Source organism: Sulfuricurvum sp., from assembly GCF_030691015.1.
Lineage (GTDB): Bacteria > Campylobacterota > Campylobacteria > Campylobacterales > Sulfurimonadaceae > Sulfuricurvum.
Window position 1 is genome coordinate 257807 of record NZ_JAUYFF010000002.1, and the last position, 20996, is coordinate 278802.

The window sequence follows — 20996 nt, forward strand, 5'->3', positions numbered from 1 at the left end:
GGGAGATATTATGCATTATATTCGCCGCTTGGATTCATTAGGAATCAATGATATTGCATTGGTCGGAGGGAAAAATGCCTCTTTGGGAGAGATGATCGGTTCTCTCAAAGTTCTGGGGGTAAAAGTTCCCGAAGGATTTGCCGTAACGGCGGAAGGGTATCGTCTCTTTATAGCTCATAATGGCTTTGAACCGAAAATACGTCAGTTTTTTAACGGTGTCGATCTGAGTGATATTGAAGCGTTGAACCGATGCGGGGATGCGATACGTTCTCTCATGCTCAGCGGTGAAGTGCCACAAGTGTTAAAAACCGAAATTGCCGAGAGTTATCGTGCTATGGAGGAGGAGTATGGCACGGCGTCGGTAGATGTGGCGGTACGCTCCTCCGCAACGGCCGAAGATTTGCCCGATGCGAGCTTCGCAGGGCAACAGGAGAGTTACCTGAACGTTCGCGGTGAGACGATGCTCATCGAACACGTTAAGCGTTGTTTTGCCTCACTCTTTACCGACCGTGCGATCAGTTACCGCAACAGTCGCGGGTATGACCATTTTGCCGTTGCCCTCTCGGTGGGGGTGCAGAAAATGGTGCGCAGCGATTTGGCTTCCAGCGGGGTGATGTTCACCATCGATACCGAAAACGGCTCGGAAAATCTGATCCTCATCAACTCGATTTGGGGACTAGGGGAGAACATCGTCGGCGGACGGGTCAATCCTGATGAATTTTTTCTTTTTAAACCAACCCTCAAAGAGGGAAAAGTCTCTATCCTCAAACGCCAGCTCGGCTCTAAAGCCCTCACAATGACCTATGATGAGCGTCACCACACGATGAACCTCTCCACACCGAAAGAGCTACAGGAACAATTTTCGATTAACGACGATGAGGTTGCGACGCTGGCTCGTTATGCTTTGATTATCGAAGAGCATTACAGCGCAATGGCCGGGGAATACCGTCCTATGGATATCGAATGGGCGAAAGATGGTCTCACGGGTGAGCTTTTTATCGTTCAAGCTCGCCCTGAAACGGTGCAAAGCCGTAAAATGAGTGACACGACGCTGGAACAGTACCGCTTTAAAGGGGAAGTGAGTGCGAAAATACTCCTTAGCGGCAAAGCGATCGGCGATAAGATCGGATCAGGAAATGTCAAAATCATCCACTCACCTGCTGAAGGGGAGTCTTTCCTCACAGGGGATGTTCTTGTCGCTGATATCACCGATCCCGATTGGGAACCGATTATGAAAAAAGCCTCCGCCGTTATCACCAATCGTGGAGGTCGGACGTGTCACGCGGCCATTGTCGCACGTGAGATCGGTGTTCCTGCTATCGTCGGGACGATCAATGCGACCGACGCATTGCACGATGGTGATGCGGTAACGGTGAGTTGTGCGGAGGGGGAAAACGGAGTGGTTTATGAGGGGTCGGTTCCGTATGAGATTACCCAAATCGATTTGGGCAATCTTACTCCGACGAAGACAAAACTCTATATGAACGTCGGTAATCCCGATATCGCCTTTAAAGTGGCAAAACTCCCTAATGACGGAGTTGGGCTGGCGCGGATGGAGTTTATCATCTCCAACACCGTCAAAGCGCACCCTATGGCACTGGTGGAACTTTCCCGTGGGAAAAAGATTCGTGAGCACAAAGCGATTAGAGCCGCGATGTTGGGGTATGATGATCCCAAGAAGTTTTTTGTTCACAAGATTTCCGAGGGGGTAGGGATGATTGCGGCAGCATTTTATCCCCGTCCTGTCATTGTCCGTACCAGTGATTTTAAATCCAATGAGTATAAACACATGGTCGGCGGCGCGGCGTATGAGTCGGATGAAGAGAACCCGATGATCGGATTTCGCGGGGCAAGCCGCTATTACTCACGGCAATACAAAGAGGCATTCGAGTGGGAGTGCGAAGCGTTGAAACGGGTACGGGATGATATGGGGCTTAGTAATGTCAAAGTAATGCTCCCCTTTGTCCGCACTCCCGAAGAGGGGCGCAAAGCCATTGCCGTGATGAATGAAGCAAACTTGGTGCAAGGGGAAAACGGCTTGGAGATATACGCAATGTGCGAAATCCCTTCCAACGTCATACTCGCCGATCAGTTTTTGGAAATATTCGACGGCTACAGTATCGGCTCTAATGACCTCACCCAGCTCACCCTCGGAGTCGATCGAGACAGTACCCTTGTCGCGGCGGTGTTCGATGAGCGTAACGAGGCGGTGACGCGTATGCTCTCTATGGCGATACGCGCGTGTAAAGAGCGGGGAAAATACATCGGTATATGCGGTCAGGCACCTTCGGATTATCCTGAAATCACCCGATTTTTAGTGGAGGAGGGGATCGATTCGATCTCCCTCAATCCCGATTCGCTCCTAAAAATGCGGCAGGTCGTGAGTGAGTTTGAGGCTAAATAATAAATTTTTAAATTAATTTAATTTTATATTGTTGTATTTACCAACTTGGACTAAAGTATCTGTAACGTAATAGAAGCAGGAATGTATGCAACAATTTAGCGAGGAAGAGCTTCGAGAATACAACGGTCGGGATGGTATGCCTGCCTATATCGCCTATAAGGGGCAAGTATACGATGTCATTTCGTCGAAGTTTTGGAAAGAGGGGAGCCACTTTAAAAAGCATTTTGCGGGGTGTGACCTGAGCGCTGAAATGGCAAATGCACCTCACAGCGATGAGGTATTTGCAAATTATCCGTGTGTCGGCGTATTCATCTCCTCTCCTGCAATAACTACGATAGATAAAAAAGAGCGCTACCGTCTATGGTATGCCAAATATCATCCTCATCCCGCAGCCGTCCATTTTCCGATAGCGTTGCACTATTTCAGTGCCTTTGCCGATATTTTGTTTTTAGCTAACCCTTCCAGAGAATACGACACAGCGGTATTTTTATCCTTTTTGATTGCTACCGTGATGGGATTATTGGCTTTACTCACCGGTGTTTTCAGCTGGTGGATCAATTATGATTTTTCGACCTCCAAACCGTTTATCATCAAACTCATCGGTGCACTCTTCACCCTTATCATCGGGTTTATTCCGCTTGTGCAGAAACTGCGGAATCCTGATGTGGCGTTTAGCACGGGAGCGGATGGGATAACCTATCACGCCGTTATTTTTATCACGGTGATTTCGATCACGATCGTCGGCTATTACGGCGGAAAAATTACCTGGGGGGCGAAAAAATGAGAAGTTCAGTTTCGGTATTGATCGGGGGGAGTGCCGGGCAGGGGATCGCGAGCATCGAGACTCTTTTAACCAAAGGGTTCAAGAGAGGGGGATTTTATACCTTTTCGACCAAAGAGTTTATGTCCAGAGTTCGCGGGGGGAGTAACACGACGTTGATACGGATCTCCGATAAACCCGTCAATGCGCCCGATTTTAAGGTCGATATTTTTGTACCCCTTGATACAAATGCTTTTTTTCATGCTCAAGAACGGATTACCAATGAGACGTTTGTGGTCGCCAAAAAAGGGGATTATGAGTGCGACTGTGTCCTCTATGATTATGATTTGGAGAATCTGGCGAAAGAGATAGGCAATCCCATCGTCTCCAATACGATTGCGGCGGCGTTTATTTTCGGATTGCTGGGGTGTGATGGTGCGGTGCTGAGGGAGATTGTTGCGGAGTTCTATACCGATGAGCTGCTTGAGGTGAATCTCAAAGCATTAGAGATAGGTTCAGAGCTAGCACGTGAGAACGGGAACTGCCGCTACTGCATTGCTCCAAACTCTTCCATGAGCCCAAAGAATGATTTGTTTTTAAGCGGTACGGATGGGGTTGGATTCGGAGCGATTGCGGGGGGGTGTAATTTTATCTCCAGCTATCCGATGAGCCCCTCTACGGGAGTGTTGACCTTTTTGGCGAAACAGAGTCGAAATTTCGGCATTTGTGTCGAGCAGGCCGAAGATGAAATCGCCGCCTTTCAGATGGGATTAGGGGTTTGGTACGGCGGCGGAAGAGCGATAACGACGACGAGCGGCGGCGGATTTGCCCTGATGGGTGAGGGACTCAGTCTCAGCGGAATAACCGAAACGCCGATGGTTGTCTATCTGGCGCAACGTCCCGGCCCTGCGACGGGTCTTCCGACACGGACGGAGCAGGGGGATTTGGAACTCGCTATTTACAGCGGGCATGGAGAATTTCCGAGGATTGTATTGGCTCCCGGTGATCCTAAAGAGTGTTTTGAACTTGCACGAAAAGCGTTTGAACTCGCCGATGCGTATCAGGTTCCCGTGATACTTATGAGTGATCAGTATTTGGCGGACAGCTATTTCACTGTCGAGCGATTTGAAATCGATCCTATATCGCCTCCTCATCACATCGTTAAGACCGACGCGGACTATAAACGCTACCTTCTCACCCCAGAGGGGATCAGTCCTCGCGGGATTCCCGGATACGGAGAGGGGCTGGTACTGGTCGATTCGGATGAACATTCCGAGGAAGGGTTGATCACCGAGAGTATGTCTGTGCGGAACGAGCAACACACTAAACGGCTTCAAAAACGTCCGTTAGTAGAGAAAGAAGCTATTCTCCCCGATGTCGAGGCAGATGGGGATATTGCCGTTGTCGGATGGGGAAGTACAAAATATATCATTAAAGAGGCGGTTGAGAGGATAGCGGATAAGAGACTTTCAACTGTCCATTTCTCGTGGGTTTACCCTCTTAGCGAAGCTCAGCTGGCACCGCTTCAAAAAGCCAAACGCCTTATCGTCGTCGAAAATAACGCTACGGGGCAGTTCGCAAAACTTTTACGACTGCACGGGATCAGTGTCGATGCGCAGATCCTGAAATCCGACGGATTGAGCTTTTTTGTCGATGAACTCTCCGAAAAAATCGCACTGCTGTTAAAGGAGATCCGATGAGTACACGGTTTGATAGAATTGTAGAGGATAACGCATGGTGCCCCGGATGCGGGAACTTTTCGATTCTTGTGCATTTGAAAGAGGCATTGGAGGAAATGGGGCTTGATCCGCTTCAATGCGTTGTGGTTTCAGGAATAGGACAGGCGGCAAAAACACCTCAATACATGCACGTGCATATGTTCAACGGACTCCATGGCAGGGCATTACCTGTGGCACAGGGATTGAAAGTCACTAATCCCTCTCTTACGGTAATTGCCGAGGGGGGGGATGGTGATATGTACGGGGAGGGGGGAAACCACTTTATGTCTGCCATCCGACGAAATGCCGACATCATCAACATCGTCCATAACAATATGGTCTACGGCCTCACCAAAGGTCAAGCCTCTCCGACATCGCAAAGAGGGTTTAAAACACCCGTACAGACACAGGGGGTTCACGTAGAGCCGTTTAATCCGATCGCGACGGCGATATCGCTCGATGCATCGCTTGTGATCCGTACTTTTTCGGGAAACAAAGAACACTGTAAAGCAATGCTTAAAATCGCGATTGAGCATAAAGGGTATGTATTGATCGATATTTTTCAGCCGTGCGTTACGTTCAATAAAACCAATACGTTTAAATGGTTCAAAGAGAATGTGTATGTATTACCGAGTGACTATAACCCTGAGGATAAGGTCAAGGCATTTGAAAAATCGCTGGAGTCTCATCCCTTCCCGATTGGGGTTATCTACAAAAGTCCTCAAAAAGCTATTTTAGAAGATGCACTTCGGGATGAAAGCAACATAGGAAGTAATCCGTTGTATCTGCACGAAGTTGATTTTAATCGACTTAATGCAGAAATGGATAAATACATTTAAAAGAGGAGTAGAAGATGAAAAAATATGAATGCAACGTATGCGGATACATTTATGATCCGGTAGTAGGAGACCCTGATAGCGGTATTGAACCTGGCACAGCTTTTGAAGATATACCGGATGATTGGGTATGTCCTGAGTGCAAGGTCGGGAAAGAAGATTTTAGCGAGCTTGTAGAGTGATATCTAATTACAATTAGGCTTTTTTCGGAGCTTTTACGTAATAGGAACACCAACCTTCGGGATTTATTTTTCCTTCTACCAGTTTACATTCGTTTGTAGCTGCTAGAAAATGGAGGCACTCTTTACATTTTTTGCCGTTGGTCGATTTTTCCTTATATTTTATGGTCAATTTAGTCACTTTAGCCTGTAATGGAGAAGTCAAAAAAGTGACTGCACCCATTGCCAACATATGTTTGAAAAAGCTTCTGCGTGATAATGCGGTTGACATCTTATATCCTTAGTATTATAGTCGGTTTAAAAGCTTCGCTTTTTCCGCTTCGTACTCTTCGGGTGTGAGGATACCCTCATCCAACAGTGATTTGAGTTTCGTGAGATGATCGTATTTATGACTCGGATTTTGCTCATCCTGTGGGATTAGTTTCATGTTTCGTCCGAGTAACAGATAGAGTAAAACACCGATAAACGGCAAGAAGAAGACGACAAGAAGCCATACCACCTGCATCAGATCTTCTTTGAATTTGGAGGTGATGATATCGATCATTGCCCATATCCATATTGCGAACATTCCGACAAGTATAAAGAGCAAAAATAGATTTAATCCTAATAGTATTTCCATCATGGTAACCTCAATGTTTTTAGATACGCTATCGTAACGTAGATATGACAACAAGGCGTAAACTCTTTTGGTTATACTTCAGCTACAATTTAACTGAAGTGAACCGATATGAAATTAGCCTCCAAAAATGCCCCCGTAGAAGTCTCCATAAAGCGTATGCAAACGATACTAAGCGAGATGGGGTGTGACGTCACCTACTCAAGCGAAAAACACCCCCTAAACCACTGTTACTCAGTTAACTTGGCTTCCGTAGAAGCCCCGAAACATATCTATTCCAACGGTAAAGGGATTTACTCAGAGGCCTCTACGGCGAGTGCATTGGGCGAATATATCGAACGGCTCCAAACCAATAATTTTTTTATCGATTTTCATCTCCCTGCGCGGAAGTATTATCCCGATGAGGTGGCGTTTGATTACGATGGGGGATATTTAACCCCTGCGTTGATGAAGCTTTATGATCCAAAGAGTGAACTAAGCCAGGATGAACTGATCGATTTTAACAGTGATACTGAGGATAAAATCGTTGCCTTGCCGTTTCATACGCTTGATTCTGATGAGGTCGTCTATTTTCCCCTCAATATCCTTAGTAATCTCTACGTGAGTAATGGGCTTGCGACGGGGAATACTGCCAAAGAGGCTCAGGTTCAGGCCATGAGCGAGATTTTGGAGCGGTATGCGAAGATCGAGATCATTAAAGAGGGATATTCGCTTCCCCATTACAGCGATGAATTTTTGAGCCAATTCGAGCGGCTTTACAGCGATTTGAAAAAGCTTCGAGAGTTAGGGTATGTTGTGAACGTCTTGGATGCCTCGTTGGGGGGCAAATACCCCGTGACGGCGATTTCGTTTATCAACCCTGCCAATGCGACCCTTTTTGTCTCCTTCGGTGCCCATCCGATTTTGGAGGTGTCGTTGGAGCGGACAATGACGGAGCTTATGCAGGGGCGCGGATTGGAAAATTTGCAAGAGTTTGAAGTGCCGACGTTTGATATGTCGCTCGTCTCTGAGAGTTTCAATCTCGAATCCCACTTTATCGATTCCAACGGCAAGATGGGGATACAGTTTCTAAGTGCCAAAAAGAGCTTTACATTCGCTCCGTGGAATTACAGCGGAGAGAATACCGAGGATGAGTTTACCTATCTCACGGGGATATTCGCGGCGATGGGGAAAGAGATCTATATCCGAGATTACAATTATTTAGACTTTTACTCCTGCCAAATGATTGTTCCCGGAGTCTCCGAAGTCTATCCGATCGATGATCTGATCTATAACAACCGTAATCGGGGCAAAGCGTATCGTGAAGTGATTTTGAACTTCGCCGAGTATGAGCCTGAGACGGTATTGGATGAGATCGAAGCGCTTGAGGATCATCTGAATGTCGAGAAGTTTATCGGGGTTATTTTCGAGGAGAATTTTACCATCGGGGAACTCAAAGCGCAGATGCATCTGGCTTTGGGAAATGTTGAGGAAGCGGTGGGGTATTTGGAATTCGGTAACAGTGCTATGGGAAATCTGATCGTTGAACTGCTCCGGATGGAAGAGTTAGGATTAGAGTTGGATGATTACCGCCAAGCGTTGTATGATCTTTACAGTGCAGCACGCGTTGATAAAGCGGTGGGGATTCTAAGCGGGGAAGCGTTTTTAGTGAGTACGTCACTGCATCGCGATTATACCAATATGCTCTCGATGTACGATCGGCTGGAAGTGAAAAAAGCGGCCGCTTTTTAATAGCCGCTTGTTTCGCCGTTAAAAAGGTTTAGAATTTTAGAATATTCTCCGAATGCCTGTTTGTACAGGTGTTGGGTATGTTTACTGCTCTCATACAGCTCACTCGCACTCATTCCGCTTTCCAACGCATTTTTTAAGAGTTTTGTCCGTCGCAAATAGGTAAACGCGAGGTTCGGGAAATGCTCATGAATCTTCTCTTTTATCATCACGGCATCGCTAGGGGTATCGATCATATTGGCAAATACAAGTATGGTCTTTTCCCGAAAATTTTTAATAAAAATCAAACTTTTCATAATGGAGTTCAGATCGTTTGTCGTCGGGAGGATAATAATGTCCGATTCTCGGAGTATTTCGTTGGCGTGAGGGTTTTCAAATCCGCCGAAGTCATAGACCGTATCGGGATAGAGGGGTATTTTGTTCGGGTAGTAGCGGGCATTTTTATATTTGTTCAGAACAACCGACATATCGTTGGTCGCGTAGCGATAGGAGAGATCTTTTGCGAGTGAAAACGCAAGAGAGGTTTTACCTACCCCCCCCTTGGTTGAAGCGATTGAGATGATTGCCATAAATATCCTCTAATTTTTTGGAAATAGTAGCGTATATGGAATATAGTAGCTGAAATTATAGCAATTTCCCACTCTTTTGAAAGATTATCCCCTATACAATAGTAAAACACTATGAATTAAGTGGTATGAACAACTCCATAAAATAGGGGTTTTCGTATTTAATTTCTAATAAACACTACTAATTCAATAGAATTACTTGACAATGATAAAATATCTCCCTATAATTTCTCCAGTAAAAAAATGAATGAGTATTCATTTAGTGTGAATCTCGTCAAGGAAAGGAGTGAACAATGAAAATTGCAGCCAATGTCACGGAGTTGATCGGAAATACCCCGCTCATTACGTTAAACCATTTTTCGACTGAGTCGACAACCATCATAGGTAAATGTGAATTTATGAATCCTTCAGGATCGGTCAAAGACCGAATCGGATGCAATATGATCCTCCAAGCCCTTCAACGAGGCGAGATCACGGAGGAGAGTGTTATTATTGAACCGACCAGCGGCAACACCGGTATAGCTTTGGCGAGTGTTGCCGCAAGCTTAGGATTGAAGCTGATTTTGACAATGCCGAGTTCCATGAGTTTGGAACGGAGACGTCTTTTGGCGGCTTTAGGTGCCCAAATTGTTTTGACCGAGCCTGAGAAGGGGATGGGTGGAGCAGTCGTGAAAGCGTTGGAATTGGGATCATCGATTCCCGGAGCGGTTGTCTTACAACAGTTCAACAACGCTGATAACCCTGATATCCATCGTCATACGACGGCGGAAGAGATATGGAGAGATACGGACGGGAAAGTCGATATTTTTGTGGCGGCTATAGGAACAGGCGGAACGATCACCGGTGTGGGAGAGATACTTAAGCAGTATAACCCTGACATTCAAATTATCGCGGTAGAACCGGATGCTTCGGCAGTTCTCTCAGGTGAGCCGGCCGGTCCTCATAAAATTCAGGGAATCGGTGCGGGATTTGTTCCTAAGGTTCTTAATCGCGGTATTTATGATGAGATACTTCGAATCACAAATGCTGAAGCAATTGAGACGTCAAGGGTGATTGCCAAAGCCGAAGGACTTTTGGTCGGTATATCCGCAGGAGCCAATGTCGCTGCTGCAAAAAAGATTGCCGAGCGTCCCGAAAATAAAGGGAAAACAATCGTAACGATTTTGTGCGATACCGGTGAGAGGTACTTGAGCACGGAGCTTTATGAATTTCCCTCTGAAAACGGGTGAGGCGTTATGAGGAAGGTTAAAAATGGCAGAAAAACATTATAGAAGTGTGATCAAGGCGATCTCATGGCGCACGGTCGGAACGATTGATACCATAATCGTTTCGTATTTTATTACCGGAAATTTAGTCATGGCGGTTTCCATCGGTTCCATTGAAGTGATTACAAAGATGTTCTTATATTATTTACACGAAAGAGCATGGGACAGAACCAATTTCGGGCGGATTAAAGTGGCCGAAAACGATTACCAAATTTAGGAGAAGTAATGAGTATAAATGTAGAATCATTAAATTTGCGATTTGAAAATGAATCCATTGAATCCTTGTTGGCTTGTTTTTTAGAAGCGTATAAAGGTCGGATAGCTTTGGCATCGAGCTACGGTGCGGAAGATCAAGTTTTAACCGACATGATCTTGGGTATCGATCCGACGGCAAAAATATTTACCCTGGACACGGGACGCCTTTGCGAAGAGACCTATACCGTGATGGATCAGACGAATCAGAAATACGGCATAAAAGTAGATGTCTATTGTCCTGATAGAGCTGCCGTTGAAGCACTCTATCAAAATCAAGGAATCAACGGCTTTCGAGAGAGTATCGAAAATCGAAAAGCGTGTTGTCAGGTGAGAAAAATGGAACCGCTTCGAAGAGCATTAGAAGGATTGGACGTTTGGATTACGGGATTACGCCGCGCACAGTCTCCGACACGTGAGACGATGCGGCTCATCGAATGGGATGAATCGAACAATCTTATTAAAGTAAATCCTCTCATCGAATGGGATGAAGAGAAGGTTTGGGATTATATTAAAACAAATAAAGTCCCTTATAACGCGTTGCACACACAAGGGTATCCAAGTATCGGATGTGCTCCGTGTACGAGAGCAATTCGTGAGGGAGAAGATCTCAGAGCCGGAAGATGGTGGTGGGAGAATCCTGAACACAAGGAGTGTGGACTCCATTTAAGAGGAACCTGAGTATGAAATTTTTGTTGGATATTTTGGATGGAATACTCGATGATGATGAGTATTCACATCGCACAGAGTTGGCCGATTGGGCTATTTTTATTTGATTGAAAAAGGTAATAAAGGAGAGACCATGATTACTGAAGAGAAAAAAACACATCTAAAGGCGTTAGAAGCCGAAGCGATTCACATCATGCGTGAAGTGGTCGCTGAATTTGAGAATCCGGCAATGCTTTATTCGATCGGTAAAGATTCATCGGTCATGCTTCATTTGGCGATTAAAGCATTTTATCCGGCAAAACTGCCGTTTCCATTGCTGCATGTCGATACGACATGGAAGTTTAAAGAGATGATCGAGTTTCGTGATCGACGGGTGAAGGAGCTGGGTCTAACCTTGCTTACTCATGTGAATCCTGATGGGATTGCTCAGGGAATTAATCCGTTTACTCACGGAAGTGCGGTGCATACCGATGTGATGAAGACCGAGGGGCTAAAGCAAGCACTGAATTATTATGAATTTGATGCGGTATTCGGCGGAGCGCGACGGGATGAAGAGAAGAGTCGGGCAAAAGAGCGGATATATTCATTTCGTGACAAAAACCATCGGTGGAATCCGAAAAATCAGCGTCCCGAGCTGTGGAATATTTACAATGGACGGATTCATAGCGGAGAGAGTATTCGGGTATTTCCCCTCTCGAATTGGACGGAACTCGATATTTGGCAATACATCCATCTTGAGAATATCCCGATCGTGCCGCTTTATTATTCGGCACCGCGTCCGGTCGTAGTACGTGATGGGGTAAAAATAATGGTAGATGATGAACGGTTTCCATTTCATGAGGGGGAAGTTCCGACTATCGAAAACGTCCGTTTCCGAACATTGGGGTGTTATCCTTTGACCGGAGCGGTTGAGAGTGATGCGGTTACGCTTCCTGACATCATCCAAGAGATGCTTTTGACCAAAACATCGGAGCGTCAAGGGCGTCTGATCGATGCAGACAGCTCAGGATCTATGGAAAAGAAAAAAATTGAAGGATATTTTTAATGGCACATCAAGGCGATTTGATAGCCACCGATATCGAGGGCTATCTTAAAGAACAAGAACACAAAGAGTTGCTCCGCTTTATTACCTGCGGGAGCGTTGATGATGGCAAAAGCACCTTAATCGGTCGATTGTTGCACGACTCAAAAATGATATTCGAAGATCAGTTAGAGAGCATTAAAAACGACAGCAAAAAATCGGGGACGACGGGGGATAAAATCGATTTAGCCCTCCTTGTCGATGGATTGCAAAGTGAACGAGAACAGGGGATTACGATCGATGTAGCCTATCGCTATTTTTCGACCGATAAGCGCAAGTTTATTATCGCCGATACTCCCGGACATGAGCAGTATACCCGTAACATGGCGACAGGTGCCTCTACGGCGGATTTGGCGATTATACTTATCGATGCGCGCTACGGGATTGTGACGCAGACGCGTAGACATTCGTATATCGTCCGTCTTTTGGGGATTAAAAATGTCGTTGTCGCTATCAATAAAATGGACTTGGTTGGTTTCGATCAGGCGGTCTATGACAAGATCAATGCGGAATACAGAGCGTTTGCTAACGAGCTAGGAATTAGCGGAATCTATTCGGTTCCTTTATCGGCACTGGAGGGCGATAATGTCGTCACTAAGAGTGAACGCAGTCCATGGTATGGAGGCGAAACATTGATGGAGATCCTTGAAGGAGTTCCTCTCGCCTCTGCTGCTGTAGACGGTCCGTTTAGAATGGTGGTGCAATACGTCAATCGCCCGAATCTTGATTTTAGAGGATTCGCGGGAACGGTTGCCTCAGGAACGATACGTGTAGGTGATTCTATTACGACTTATCCTTCACAGAAGGTAGCTACCGTAAAAGAGATCGTTACCTATGATGGGAATTTGGAATCGGCTTCTACGGGTGATGCGATCACACTGACGTTGAATGAAGAGATCGATATTAGCCGAGGGAACGTATTGATCAAAACGGGAGAGAGCATTGATCAAAGTGATGCGATTATCGCTAATATAGTATGGATGGATGAGGAAAAATTTCTTCCCGCCAAGAGCTATTTGTTTAAACGCGGTTCCAGTGTTACTACGGCGTATGTCGAGCGAATTGATTACCGTGTGGATGTCAATACGCAAGAAAAACATCAAGCATCACAGTTAGGGCTTAACGATATCGGATCGATTCGTTTGAACCTGGCTGAGCCGATCGCGTATGATCGCTACGATGAGAATCGGCAGATGGGGGGATTTATCCTTATCGACAAGATTACCAACAACACGGTAGCTGCGGGGATGATTACCCAAAGTACAGAGCGTGAGAAAACAGTGCAAAGCGATGCGTCTGCATTTGAGGTAGAGCTTAATGCTCTTATACGGCGGCATTTCCCGCATTGGAATACCGCGACAATCATTTAAGGAATAGGTTATGGCGAGTGAAACAAAAGCTGAACGAATTGAACGTATCAAGCGTGAAAAAGATGGGTTGGAGGTTATTTCCGACATCTACCGATATGCCTCAACCGGCGAAGCGATCGATCCTGAAGATATCGACCGCTTTAAATGGTACGGAATATATACCCAAAATCGCAATCTTCAGGAGGCTGAGGATGAGACGCAGTATTTGATGCTTCGTGTTAAGCTTGATGGGGGGTATATAAGTGCCAAACAAGCGGAAGTATTGGGTGACATATCGGTTCAATTTGCTCGTGAAAGCGGTGATATCACGACACGTCAGGATATTCAGTTTCACTGGCTCAAAATCGAAGATTTACCTGAAATACTAGAGCGGTTATCTGCAGTAGGCTTAAGTGTAGTCGGAGCTTCGGGTGATTGTCCGCGTAATATCGTCAGTTGTCCGGTCAACGGGATTGATCACGATCAGATTGACGATGTCCGTGATGTGGTGGTTGCTCTGAACAATCTCTATCGGGGAAATCCCGATTTTTCGAATTTGCCTAGAAAGTTTAAAATCGGGGTCAGCGGATGTAATAAACATTGTATCCAGCACGAAGTACAGGATTTAGCGTTTACCGCACTCAAAAATGGCGATGAACTCCGATTCAGCGTAAGCGTCGGAGGGGGGCAGGCGAGTAATCGACGTATTGCCGATCATATCGGGTATGTGAAACGTCGTGATATTGTGAAAATTGCCGAAGCGGTAGCCCGTATTTATCGTGACTCTGGCCGACGTGATAACCGTAGCAAAGCCCGTTTGGGACATTTGGTTGAAGATTGGGGTGTTGAGCGCTTTGTCGCTGAACTGGAAAAAGAATCACGTGTGGAGTTAGAGCGATACGATGGGGCACCTTTTACTCCGTATCCGCGACGGAGCCATTTTGGCGTCGGAGCGAGTGTCAAAAAAGGGTATAACACGATAGGATGTGCATTGACCAGCGGTCGGATCAAGGGTGAAAACCTGTTGAAACTCGGACGTATTTTGGACTTCTACGGCGCAGAGGGAATTACCCTGACAACGACGCAAAATTTTGTAATTTTGAATGTCCATACCGATGCGACGGAACCGATGATCGATACATTAAAAGCCGTGGGATTTCATCCTTATCCGTCAGTTTTTGAAGCACGAACGTTGGCCTGTACGGGACTCAATTTTTGTAAATTTGCGGTGAGTGAGACGAAAGATCTGGCGATCGAGGTAGTGGAATATCTGAATCATCGATTTCCCAATTTTTATGAGCCTGTGAGCATCAGCATTAACGGCTGTCCGAACTCGTGTGCCCACCCGCACATTGTCGATCTCGGATTTGTCGGAGCTATCGTGAAACGGGGTGATGAACGGCTCAAAGGGTTTGATCTGATCGTCGGAGGACATCTGGAGGGTGAGAAAAGCCGTTTTGCGCTCAAAACGGGCGTCAAAGTTGCCGCAGATGAAGTTGCACCGTTGATCGAGTCTTTGATCCATAATTTTGAGGCAAGCAACAGTACCGATTTCGGAAATTTTTTATTGGAGAAATACGCACATGAGTCAGCTATTCCGTCCACTCCTTGAGAAGGGTGATACATACGCCCAAATAGGACGTAATACGATCGGTATCCATAAAAAAACCTATTTCGACTTTACCGCATCGGGCTTGGCGTATGAGCCGATCGAAGCGCGTATACGAGAAGTGCTCGAAACCTATGCGAATACCCACTCCAAAGAGGCATCGATGGCGGCTCGGACGGATCGTTATTACCGTCAGGCAAGAGAGCATCTAAAAACATTATTAGGTCTGGACGGCTCTTTTGCATTAATGCCGTGCGGATGCGGTGCGACGGGAGCGGTTAAGCGGTTGCAGGAGATATTGGGACTCTATATCCCCCCGGCGACTCGCGCACGTTACCACTCCTTGCCTCCCAGCTATGAGCTTCCTCTCGTAATTGTGGGGCCGTATGAGCATCATTCTAACGAGATTAGCTATCGTGAAGCACTCTGTGAGACGGTACGGGTCGGGTTGAATACTAAGGGATTGGTCGATTTGGAACAGCTCGAAGATATTTTGAAAGCGAACCCCAATCGCGAGTTGATCGGGTCGTTTTGTATCGCGTCGAATGTGACGGGGACGATTACCCCCTATGTCGAGATATCAGAGATATTACGCCGTTACGACGCCATTGTCTGTTTTGATGCGGCGGCTTCGTCACCGTATATCAATATACCGTGTGAACTGTACGACGCGATGTTTTATTCGCCCCATAAGCTTTTAGGGGGCCCCGGCTCGTGCGGTTTACTGGCTGTGCGAAAAAGTCTGTTTGAGGCGGATGCCAAACCCACCTTTGCAGGTGGAGGAACGGTACGTTATGTCAGCCGTACCAGTCATTTTTTTGTAGACGGTGTCGAAGATCGTGAAGATGCGGGAACACCGGGAATTTTACAGCTTATTCGCGCGGCATTGGCATACCAGCTTCGCAATGAGATTGGATTTGAGTGGATCGCTTCTCGAAAAAAAAGCTTATATGAGCGTTTTATCGAGGGATTGAAAGAGATTGAGGGATCAACCTGTTACGGCTGTCGCAAGGCAGAGAATATCGGGATTGTTTCTTTTAATGTTAAGGGAGTAGACCCGTACGCTTTGTGTGCGCTTCTCTCCGAATCAAAAGGGTTTCAAACACGAGCAGGGTGTTCGTGTGCCGGCCCTTACGGACATGATTTATTAGGATTGGAAGATGATACACCCTTCCAAGAGCGGCCGGGATGGCTGCGTATTAGTATCCATTATTCGCAAGAGATAGACGATATCGATGCATTGTTGGAGGCTATTAAAAAATCGATAAAGAGGCTCGAATGACAAAAATCATACAACCGACTTCGGCCGAAACCCATGAGACGTTTTCGGTGAAAAAAGGGAATGTCTATCTTGTAGGCTGCGGCCTTGGAGATGTAGAACAGTTGACGCTCAAAGCGTATCGGATTATCCGAGAAGCCCAGATCGTCTTATACGATAATCTCATACCTAAAGAGATTCTGGATGTGATTCCCGCAGAAACACGTAAAATTTATGTGGGCAAACCTAAAAACAACCATAGTATCAGCCAAGAGAGAATTAACCTCTTAATAGCCGATTATGCAGGTCAGGGATTCAGCGTTGCACGACTTAAAAGCGGTGATCCCTATATTTTCGGACGTGGGAGCGAAGAGGCGCAATTTTTACTGGAGAGAGGGTTTAGCGTTGATGTGATTGCGGGGATATCTTCGTGTGTCAGCGGACCTGCTTGTGCGGGAATCCCTCCGACCGCGAGAGGGTATGCGGCAAGTTTCTCCGTGGTTTCGGCACATCTAAAAGAGGGAAAATTCAACACGGATTGGTTGGGGTTACTTAAACTGAAGAATCATACTACCGTGGTGTTGATGGGGCTCAGTTTGGCAAATACAATTCGTAAAGCCGCGCTAGCAGCAGGGGTGTCCAAAAATCTTCCGGTTGCGATCATCGCTAATGCTTCCCGTCCTGAACAACAGAGTGTTGTGACAACGTTGGCCGATTTAACAAAAGCTGCAAAAACCGTTAACGGACCGGCAGTTATCGTCTTTGGCGATGTTGTCAATCTTCATGGAAAGCTGCCGCAGTATCAACTGCAACAGGTTGAGTTTAAATAAAGTACATCGACTGTTGATCCAGGGCATTGCCCTGATCGACGAGCTCTTGGAGTGATTCACTAAAAACGTTTTTCATATCGTCTCGAATGCGATTCCAGTAGAGATGTAAAATCGGTTGTAACCGCTCATCGGTGGGGTTGCAAAGTTCCCCTTCCAGTGCCACTAAAATTTCAAATACCGCAATCGTATTCGGGGCTTTCGCGAGCAAATAGCCCCCTCCTGCACCACGAATACTTTGAATCAATCCCTCTTTGCGCAAGGTAGCGAGAATTTGTTCAAGATAGTTTTGTGGGATATTAGCTTTTTCCGCAATGTCACGGATTTGAAGATGTCCTTGTCCATAGTGGAGCGCTAACTCATACATGGCGGCAAGGCCATAGCTCCCTTTAGTAGAAATACCTGCCACTGTTCTCTCCTATTGGATTGTAGTGGAGGTATTGTATTCGAGGTAGTGTTAATAGTCCATTAAGGACATCGATTTAGAAGAGATTATTCGCTCTCTTTCGGTGATTTGAACGATTTTACGTCTATTCGGCGAGGTGCGCGTTTCGGTGCGGCAGGTGCTTCGGAGGGTTTTCGATCTTGGTAAGGTTTTTTGTCCCCAAACGGCTTTTTATCTCCATAGGGTTTCTTGTCTCCAAACGGTTTCTTATCACCGTAAGGTTTTTTCTCGCCGAAGGCAGGCTTGTCACCGTAAGGTTTTTTGTCACCGAACGGCTTCTTATCCCCATAAGGTTTTTTGTCTCCGAACGGTTTCTTATCTCCGTAAGGTTTTTTCTCACCGAAAGCAGGTTTGTCACCGTAAGGCTTCTTATCCCCATAAGATTTTTTATCACCGAAAGCAGGTTTGTCACCGTAAGGCTTCTTATCCCCATAAGGTTTTTTATCCCCGAACGGTTTCTTATCTCCGTAAGGCTTTTTCTCATCAGAGCTTTTTTCTTTGTCACCGAAAAACTTCGGTTTGCTGCTGTAAGGGGTTTTGGTTGCTTTTTCGGCATCGGAACGGGGTGTTCCGTCGATGTAGTGGTTTCGCTCGCGGGTTTTACCTTCGAAGATCGGTTTTCCGCTCTCATCTTTTCCGACAAAGCGAGGTTTGGCGTTGTGTTGTTTTTTAGCCATAAAACCATCCCCTTCATTGCGCGGAGGGCGTTTATCGCCGCGTGAATCCTCACGAAGGCGCTCAGGTCTGGTATCACGAACCGGCTTTTTATCACGGTTTCTAGGATCTTGAGCATCACGAGCTTCACGTTCGTCACGGCGAGCTTTCGCTTCGGCTTTTTGCTGATTGTCTACGGCGATACCGAAGTCAGGTTCGAACCCTTTTACTACCTCTTGGGTAATGGTTCGTCCGTTGAGCAATTCGATAGGGTAGAGCCGTTTTTGATCCTCTTCATCGAGGGTAATGAGGGCATATTCGCTGGCTCTGGCAAAGCGTGACATATAGAGAATCGCTTTATCCGGAAGATCATAGCTGATAAGAACCTCACATCGTAGATCAGGGGCCTTTGCCAATTCTACATCACTTAAAACGGTGATATTTTTTCCGGCAAAAATAGTGGGAAGCTCTCCGGATTCAGTAGAGGTAATAATGAGAATACTTTTTCCGGCATTGCGTTCGATTAAAAAATGGATCAGTTCATTTTTACGTGGACGATTACATGGGTGGATACGATGGTTTTGGCGTTTTATAGGTGTCGATGACATTAAATAGTCCTTGGGTACATAGGCCTCATTAAAGAGGGGGGATAAGCGATCATTATGAAGAAGTCTCTTACGCGTGATCGAGAGCGCGAATGGTAGCAGTATTATAGCGTAAAGCTACCTCTTTTACCTGTAAGCTTTTATTCCGAGCATTTCATCTAGACGTTGAAAGGTAAATCCTTGTTTTTTGAGCTGTTCGATGATGTTCGAGAGCGATGCGACACTGGTACGATTTCGGTGCATCAGGATAATATCGCCGTTTCGGACATTGCTGAGGACATTATGGACGACGGCATCGGGATCTTTGAGGGTCCAGTCGAGGGAATCGAGTGACCAGAGGAGCGTCGTCATTCCTTGTTGGTTCACGCAATCGATCACCAGAGGATTGATAGAACCATACGGGGGGCGGCAGAGGAGGGGATAGCGTCCGGTAACTGTTTCAATCCGTGCTGCTGCGCGATCGAGCTGAGAGATGATGGCACTCTCATTAAGATCACTCAGGCGGGGGTGGCTGAAGGAGTGGTTTAATACGAGGTGACCTTCTCGGTCGGTTCGCTGTACTACGGAGATATTGCCGTCTCTCATCGTCCCGCCGATCATAAAAAAAGCGGCTTTGACGTTATGGGTATTTAAAATATCGAGGAGTTTATAGGTGTTGTTCTCATCGGGAGAATCATCGAACGTAAGGGCAACGGTTTTATTCTTAGGATTGCCGTTAACCAACACATTGCTATAGGTTCCATTGCGGACGGGGGTGATAGTGTCGGTACGCCATTTGTGAAGAAACGTAGTGAGATTGGCATCGAGCAGGGGAGAATCCCCCCGAATTTCATAAAGAGGAGTGCATCCGCTAAAAAGGGCAATGTGCACAAGTGTGAGGAGAAGAATCAGCAGTTTTTTCATAAAATAGGTACTCCTAAATGCCCCGCCACATAGCCGCTGGCAAACGACCATTGGAGATTATATCCGCCGCATGGGCCGTCGAGATTCATCACTTCACCGCAAAAATAGAGCCCTGAGAGGATTTTACTCTCCATACTCTCAGGCCGTATCTCTTTGAGCGATACTCCGCCTCGTGTGATCATCGCCATTTTGAAGCCGTCATGGCCGATGATAGTGAGGGGTGTCCATGCGAGGAGTTTTAGGAGACGGTCACGTACACTCCCCTCAAGGCGGTTAAACCCTTTTTCAGGATCGGCATCCGCGAGGGTGCAGAGGGCGCGTGAGAGCGATTCGGGGAGTAGGGTCATTATATGGGTTAAAACCGATTGCTCAGGATTGCGATCGATCTCTTTTTTGATATGGGTCAATAGTTGCTCTTCGTTTAGCCCTTTGGTCATATTGATGAGGAGAGGGACAGAGCCGAATTTTTCGATCAGTGGGGTGATGTCGCGGGAAATATCGAGGACGACGGGACCACGAATCCCGTTTTGGGTGAAAATCAGATCGCCTGATGCACGGATATTTTTGGCCTTAGGGAGATCGACACGAATTTCTACTTTCGCGATTGTGTCGGCGCGGCACTCAGATACCCATGTCTCACGCGTACGTAGCGGCATCATGGCAGGGAAGAGTTCGCTCACTTTGTGTCCGACATCCGAGGCGATGGCGAATCCGTCCCCCTCAGCCCCTAGCTGAGGATACCCTAGCCCTCCGGTAGCGATGATAACGTTGGAGGAGTGAAAGCTCTGATCCGCTGTTCTGACTCCACAGACTTTTTCGCCGTTATGTTCCAGCCTCTCAACCCTAGAATCGGTGATGAGGGTGATATTCAGCCGTCCCATCTCCTCTTCAAGTGCTGTGATGATACTCACAGAGCTGTGGGAGATAGGAAAGACACGATAACCATCAGGGGCATGGCTCTCTACGCCGAGTTCGGCGAAAAAAGTAATGAGTGCTTTATGATCGAAGGCACTCAACGCAGGGGTCATAAATCGCCCATCACGTCCGAAGCGAGCCATAAATTCTTCATTGGAGAGGGTATTGGTGAGATTGCATCGCCCGCCACCCGTTGCTTTGAGTTTTGAGCCTATTTTTGAGAGTTTTTCGAGGAGGAGAACGGTGTTCCCTCGCCGTGCTGCTGTGATGGCGGCGATAAGGCCTGCCGCACCGGCACCCACAACAATCACATCATAATTAGGTTCAGAAGAATTTTGCATTGCGCCATTATAGCGG

General features: G+C 46.6%; 21 protein-coding genes. 14 read left to right on the forward strand and 7 right to left on the reverse strand.

From position 1 onward, the window contains the following. Nucleotides 1–10: 10 nt before the first annotated feature. From ppsA to rd, 5 genes are all read left to right on the forward strand, one after another. Complete coding sequence (gene ppsA, locus Q8O20_RS04955) at nt 11–2404, forward strand: pyruvate, water dikinase (RefSeq protein WP_305530245.1); 2394 nt, start codon at nt 11–13, stop codon at nt 2402–2404. 85 nt (nt 2405–2489) lie between these two features. Further along, nucleotides 2490–3188, forward strand: coding sequence for a DUF2231 domain-containing protein (locus Q8O20_RS04960; RefSeq protein ID WP_305530246.1), 699 nt, complete (start codon nt 2490–2492; stop codon nt 3186–3188). After that, nucleotides 3185–4864: a 2-oxoacid:acceptor oxidoreductase subunit alpha gene (locus tag Q8O20_RS04965; RefSeq protein WP_305530247.1), complete on the forward strand. Its 1680-nt coding sequence runs from the start codon at nt 3185–3187 to the stop codon at nt 4862–4864. The genes Q8O20_RS04960 and Q8O20_RS04965 overlap by 4 nt, the downstream gene beginning before the upstream one ends. After that, the gene (locus tag Q8O20_RS04970) at nt 4861–5721 is read left to right on the forward strand and encodes a thiamine pyrophosphate-dependent enzyme (RefSeq protein WP_305530248.1); all 861 of its coding nucleotides are present in this window, start codon (nt 4861–4863) and stop codon (nt 5719–5721) included. The genes Q8O20_RS04965 and Q8O20_RS04970 overlap by 4 nt, the downstream gene beginning before the upstream one ends. Before the next feature lie 14 nt (nt 5722–5735). Next, nucleotides 5736–5900, forward strand: coding sequence for a rubredoxin (rd, locus tag Q8O20_RS04975; RefSeq protein ID WP_295013259.1), 165 nt, complete (start codon nt 5736–5738; stop codon nt 5898–5900). Nucleotides 5901–5913: 13 nt separating this feature from the next. Here rd and Q8O20_RS04980 read toward each other — a convergent pair whose 3' ends face one another. Next, nucleotides 5914–6168 carry a high-potential iron-sulfur protein gene (locus tag Q8O20_RS04980; protein WP_305530249.1) on the reverse strand — a complete coding sequence of 85 codons (255 nt, stop codon included), beginning with the start codon at nt 6166–6168 and terminating at the stop codon, nt 5914–5916. Between the two features lie 15 nt (nt 6169–6183). Further along, nucleotides 6184–6465 carry an SHOCT domain-containing protein gene (locus Q8O20_RS04985; RefSeq protein ID WP_305530250.1) on the reverse strand — a complete coding sequence of 94 codons (282 nt, stop codon included), beginning with the start codon at nt 6463–6465 and terminating at the stop codon, nt 6184–6186. Nucleotides 6466–6624: 159 nt separating this feature from the next. Here Q8O20_RS04985 and Q8O20_RS04990 point away from each other — a divergent pair, with 159 nt between their 5' ends. Next, nucleotides 6625–8244: a YcaO-like family protein gene (locus tag Q8O20_RS04990; protein WP_305530251.1), complete on the forward strand. Its 1620-nt coding sequence runs from the start codon at nt 6625–6627 to the stop codon at nt 8242–8244. Here Q8O20_RS04990 and Q8O20_RS04995 read toward each other — a convergent pair. Continuing rightward, nucleotides 8241–8810, reverse strand: coding sequence for a hypothetical protein (locus tag Q8O20_RS04995; protein ID WP_304742865.1), 570 nt, complete (start codon nt 8808–8810; stop codon nt 8241–8243). The genes Q8O20_RS04990 and Q8O20_RS04995 overlap by 4 nt on opposite strands. Nucleotides 8811–9100: 290 nt before the next feature. On the opposite strand from Q8O20_RS04995, the gene cysK reads away from it, so the two are divergent. The 8 genes from cysK (at nt 9101) to cobA (ending at nt 17120) form a co-directional block, all read left to right on the forward strand. Then, complete coding sequence (cysK, locus tag Q8O20_RS05000) at nt 9101–10036, forward strand: cysteine synthase A (RefSeq protein ID WP_305530252.1); 936 nt, start codon at nt 9101–9103, stop codon at nt 10034–10036. A 22-nt stretch (nt 10037–10058) separates the two neighbouring features. Further along, a complete protein-coding gene (locus tag Q8O20_RS05005) occupies nt 10059–10289 on the forward strand; it encodes a DUF2061 domain-containing protein (protein ID WP_304742861.1) in 231 nt (76 codons plus the stop codon). Between the two features lie 8 nt (nt 10290–10297). Then, nucleotides 10298–11005, forward strand: a complete 708-nt coding sequence (locus tag Q8O20_RS05010; protein ID WP_305530253.1) for a phosphoadenylyl-sulfate reductase — start codon at nt 10298–10300, stop codon at nt 11003–11005. 121 nt (nt 11006–11126) lie between these two features. Then, complete coding sequence (cysD, locus tag Q8O20_RS05015) at nt 11127–12038, forward strand: sulfate adenylyltransferase subunit CysD (protein WP_370688088.1); 912 nt, start codon at nt 11127–11129, stop codon at nt 12036–12038. Then, the gene (gene cysN / locus Q8O20_RS05020) at nt 12038–13444 is read left to right on the forward strand and encodes a sulfate adenylyltransferase subunit CysN (protein ID WP_305530254.1); all 1407 of its coding nucleotides are present in this window, start codon (nt 12038–12040) and stop codon (nt 13442–13444) included. Before cysD ends, cysN begins: the two co-directional genes overlap by 1 nt. A 10-nt stretch (nt 13445–13454) precedes the next feature. Next, the gene (locus tag Q8O20_RS05025; RefSeq protein WP_305530255.1) at nt 13455–15035 is read left to right on the forward strand and encodes a nitrite/sulfite reductase; all 1581 of its coding nucleotides are present in this window, start codon (nt 13455–13457) and stop codon (nt 15033–15035) included. Beyond that, entirely contained in the window at nt 15007–16314 is a 1308-nt protein-coding gene (locus tag Q8O20_RS05030; protein WP_304742853.1) for an aminotransferase class V-fold PLP-dependent enzyme, read from the forward strand. The genes Q8O20_RS05025 and Q8O20_RS05030 overlap by 29 nt, the downstream gene beginning before the upstream one ends. Further along, on the forward strand, nt 16311–17120 hold the full coding sequence (cobA, locus tag Q8O20_RS05035; RefSeq protein ID WP_305530256.1) for a uroporphyrinogen-III C-methyltransferase: 810 nt from the start codon (nt 16311–16313) through the stop codon (nt 17118–17120). Before Q8O20_RS05030 ends, cobA begins: the two co-directional genes overlap by 4 nt. Here the strand turns inward: cobA and Q8O20_RS05040 are convergent. From Q8O20_RS05040 to Q8O20_RS05055, 4 genes are all read right to left on the reverse strand, one after another. Further along, on the reverse strand, nt 17113–17526 hold the full coding sequence (locus Q8O20_RS05040; RefSeq protein ID WP_304742848.1) for an Rrf2 family transcriptional regulator: 414 nt from the start codon (nt 17524–17526) through the stop codon (nt 17113–17115). The genes cobA and Q8O20_RS05040 overlap by 8 nt on opposite strands. Nucleotides 17527–17609: 83 nt before the next feature. Beyond that, nucleotides 17610–18824 carry a hypothetical protein gene (locus Q8O20_RS05045; protein WP_305530257.1) on the reverse strand — a complete coding sequence of 405 codons (1215 nt, stop codon included), beginning with the start codon at nt 18822–18824 and terminating at the stop codon, nt 17610–17612. Nucleotides 18825–18947: 123 nt separating this feature from the next. Continuing rightward, a complete protein-coding gene (locus tag Q8O20_RS05050) occupies nt 18948–19724 on the reverse strand; it encodes a polysaccharide deacetylase family protein (protein ID WP_304742844.1) in 777 nt (258 codons plus the stop codon). Beyond that, the gene (locus Q8O20_RS05055) at nt 19721–20980 is read right to left on the reverse strand and encodes an NAD(P)/FAD-dependent oxidoreductase (protein WP_305530258.1); all 1260 of its coding nucleotides are present in this window, start codon (nt 20978–20980) and stop codon (nt 19721–19723) included. The genes Q8O20_RS05050 and Q8O20_RS05055 overlap by 4 nt, the downstream gene beginning before the upstream one ends. Between the last annotated feature and the right edge of the window lie 16 nt (nt 20981–20996).

Coding starts and splice junctions, on each gene's coding strand:
- ppsA (WP_305530245.1), top strand. CDS start 11: ATGCATTATATTCGCCGCTTGGATTCATTAGGAATCAATGATATTGCA.
- Q8O20_RS04960 (WP_305530246.1), top strand. CDS start 2,490: ATGCAACAATTTAGCGAGGAAGAGCTTCGAGAATACAACGGTCGGGAT.
- Q8O20_RS04965 (WP_305530247.1), top strand. CDS start 3,185: ATGAGAAGTTCAGTTTCGGTATTGATCGGGGGGAGTGCCGGGCAGGGG.
- Q8O20_RS04970 (WP_305530248.1), top strand. CDS start 4,861: ATGAGTACACGGTTTGATAGAATTGTAGAGGATAACGCATGGTGCCCC.
- rd (WP_295013259.1), top strand. CDS start 5,736: ATGAAAAAATATGAATGCAACGTATGCGGATACATTTATGATCCGGTA.
- Q8O20_RS04980 (WP_305530249.1), bottom strand. CDS start 6,168: ATGTCAACCGCATTATCACGCAGAAGCTTTTTCAAACATATGTTGGCA.
- Q8O20_RS04985 (WP_305530250.1), bottom strand. CDS start 6,465: ATGTTCGCAATATGGATATGGGCAATGATCGATATCATCACCTCCAAA.
- Q8O20_RS04990 (WP_305530251.1), top strand. CDS start 6,625: ATGAAATTAGCCTCCAAAAATGCCCCCGTAGAAGTCTCCATAAAGCGT.
- Q8O20_RS04995 (WP_304742865.1), bottom strand. CDS start 8,810: ATGGCAATCATCTCAATCGCTTCAACCAAGGGGGGGGTAGGTAAAACC.
- cysK (WP_305530252.1), top strand. CDS start 9,101: ATGAAAATTGCAGCCAATGTCACGGAGTTGATCGGAAATACCCCGCTC.
- Q8O20_RS05005 (WP_304742861.1), top strand. CDS start 10,059: ATGGCAGAAAAACATTATAGAAGTGTGATCAAGGCGATCTCATGGCGC.
- Q8O20_RS05010 (WP_305530253.1), top strand. CDS start 10,298: ATGAGTATAAATGTAGAATCATTAAATTTGCGATTTGAAAATGAATCC.
- cysD (WP_370688088.1), top strand. CDS start 11,127: ATGATTACTGAAGAGAAAAAAACACATCTAAAGGCGTTAGAAGCCGAA.
- cysN (WP_305530254.1), top strand. CDS start 12,038: ATGGCACATCAAGGCGATTTGATAGCCACCGATATCGAGGGCTATCTT.
- Q8O20_RS05025 (WP_305530255.1), top strand. CDS start 13,455: ATGGCGAGTGAAACAAAAGCTGAACGAATTGAACGTATCAAGCGTGAA.
- Q8O20_RS05030 (WP_304742853.1), top strand. CDS start 15,007: ATGAGTCAGCTATTCCGTCCACTCCTTGAGAAGGGTGATACATACGCC.
- cobA (WP_305530256.1), top strand. CDS start 16,311: ATGACAAAAATCATACAACCGACTTCGGCCGAAACCCATGAGACGTTT.
- Q8O20_RS05045 (WP_305530257.1), bottom strand. CDS start 18,824: ATGTCATCGACACCTATAAAACGCCAAAACCATCGTATCCACCCATGT.
- Q8O20_RS05050 (WP_304742844.1), bottom strand. CDS start 19,724: ATGAAAAAACTGCTGATTCTTCTCCTCACACTTGTGCACATTGCCCTT.
- Q8O20_RS05055 (WP_305530258.1), bottom strand. CDS start 20,980: ATGCAAAATTCTTCTGAACCTAATTATGATGTGATTGTTGTGGGTGCC.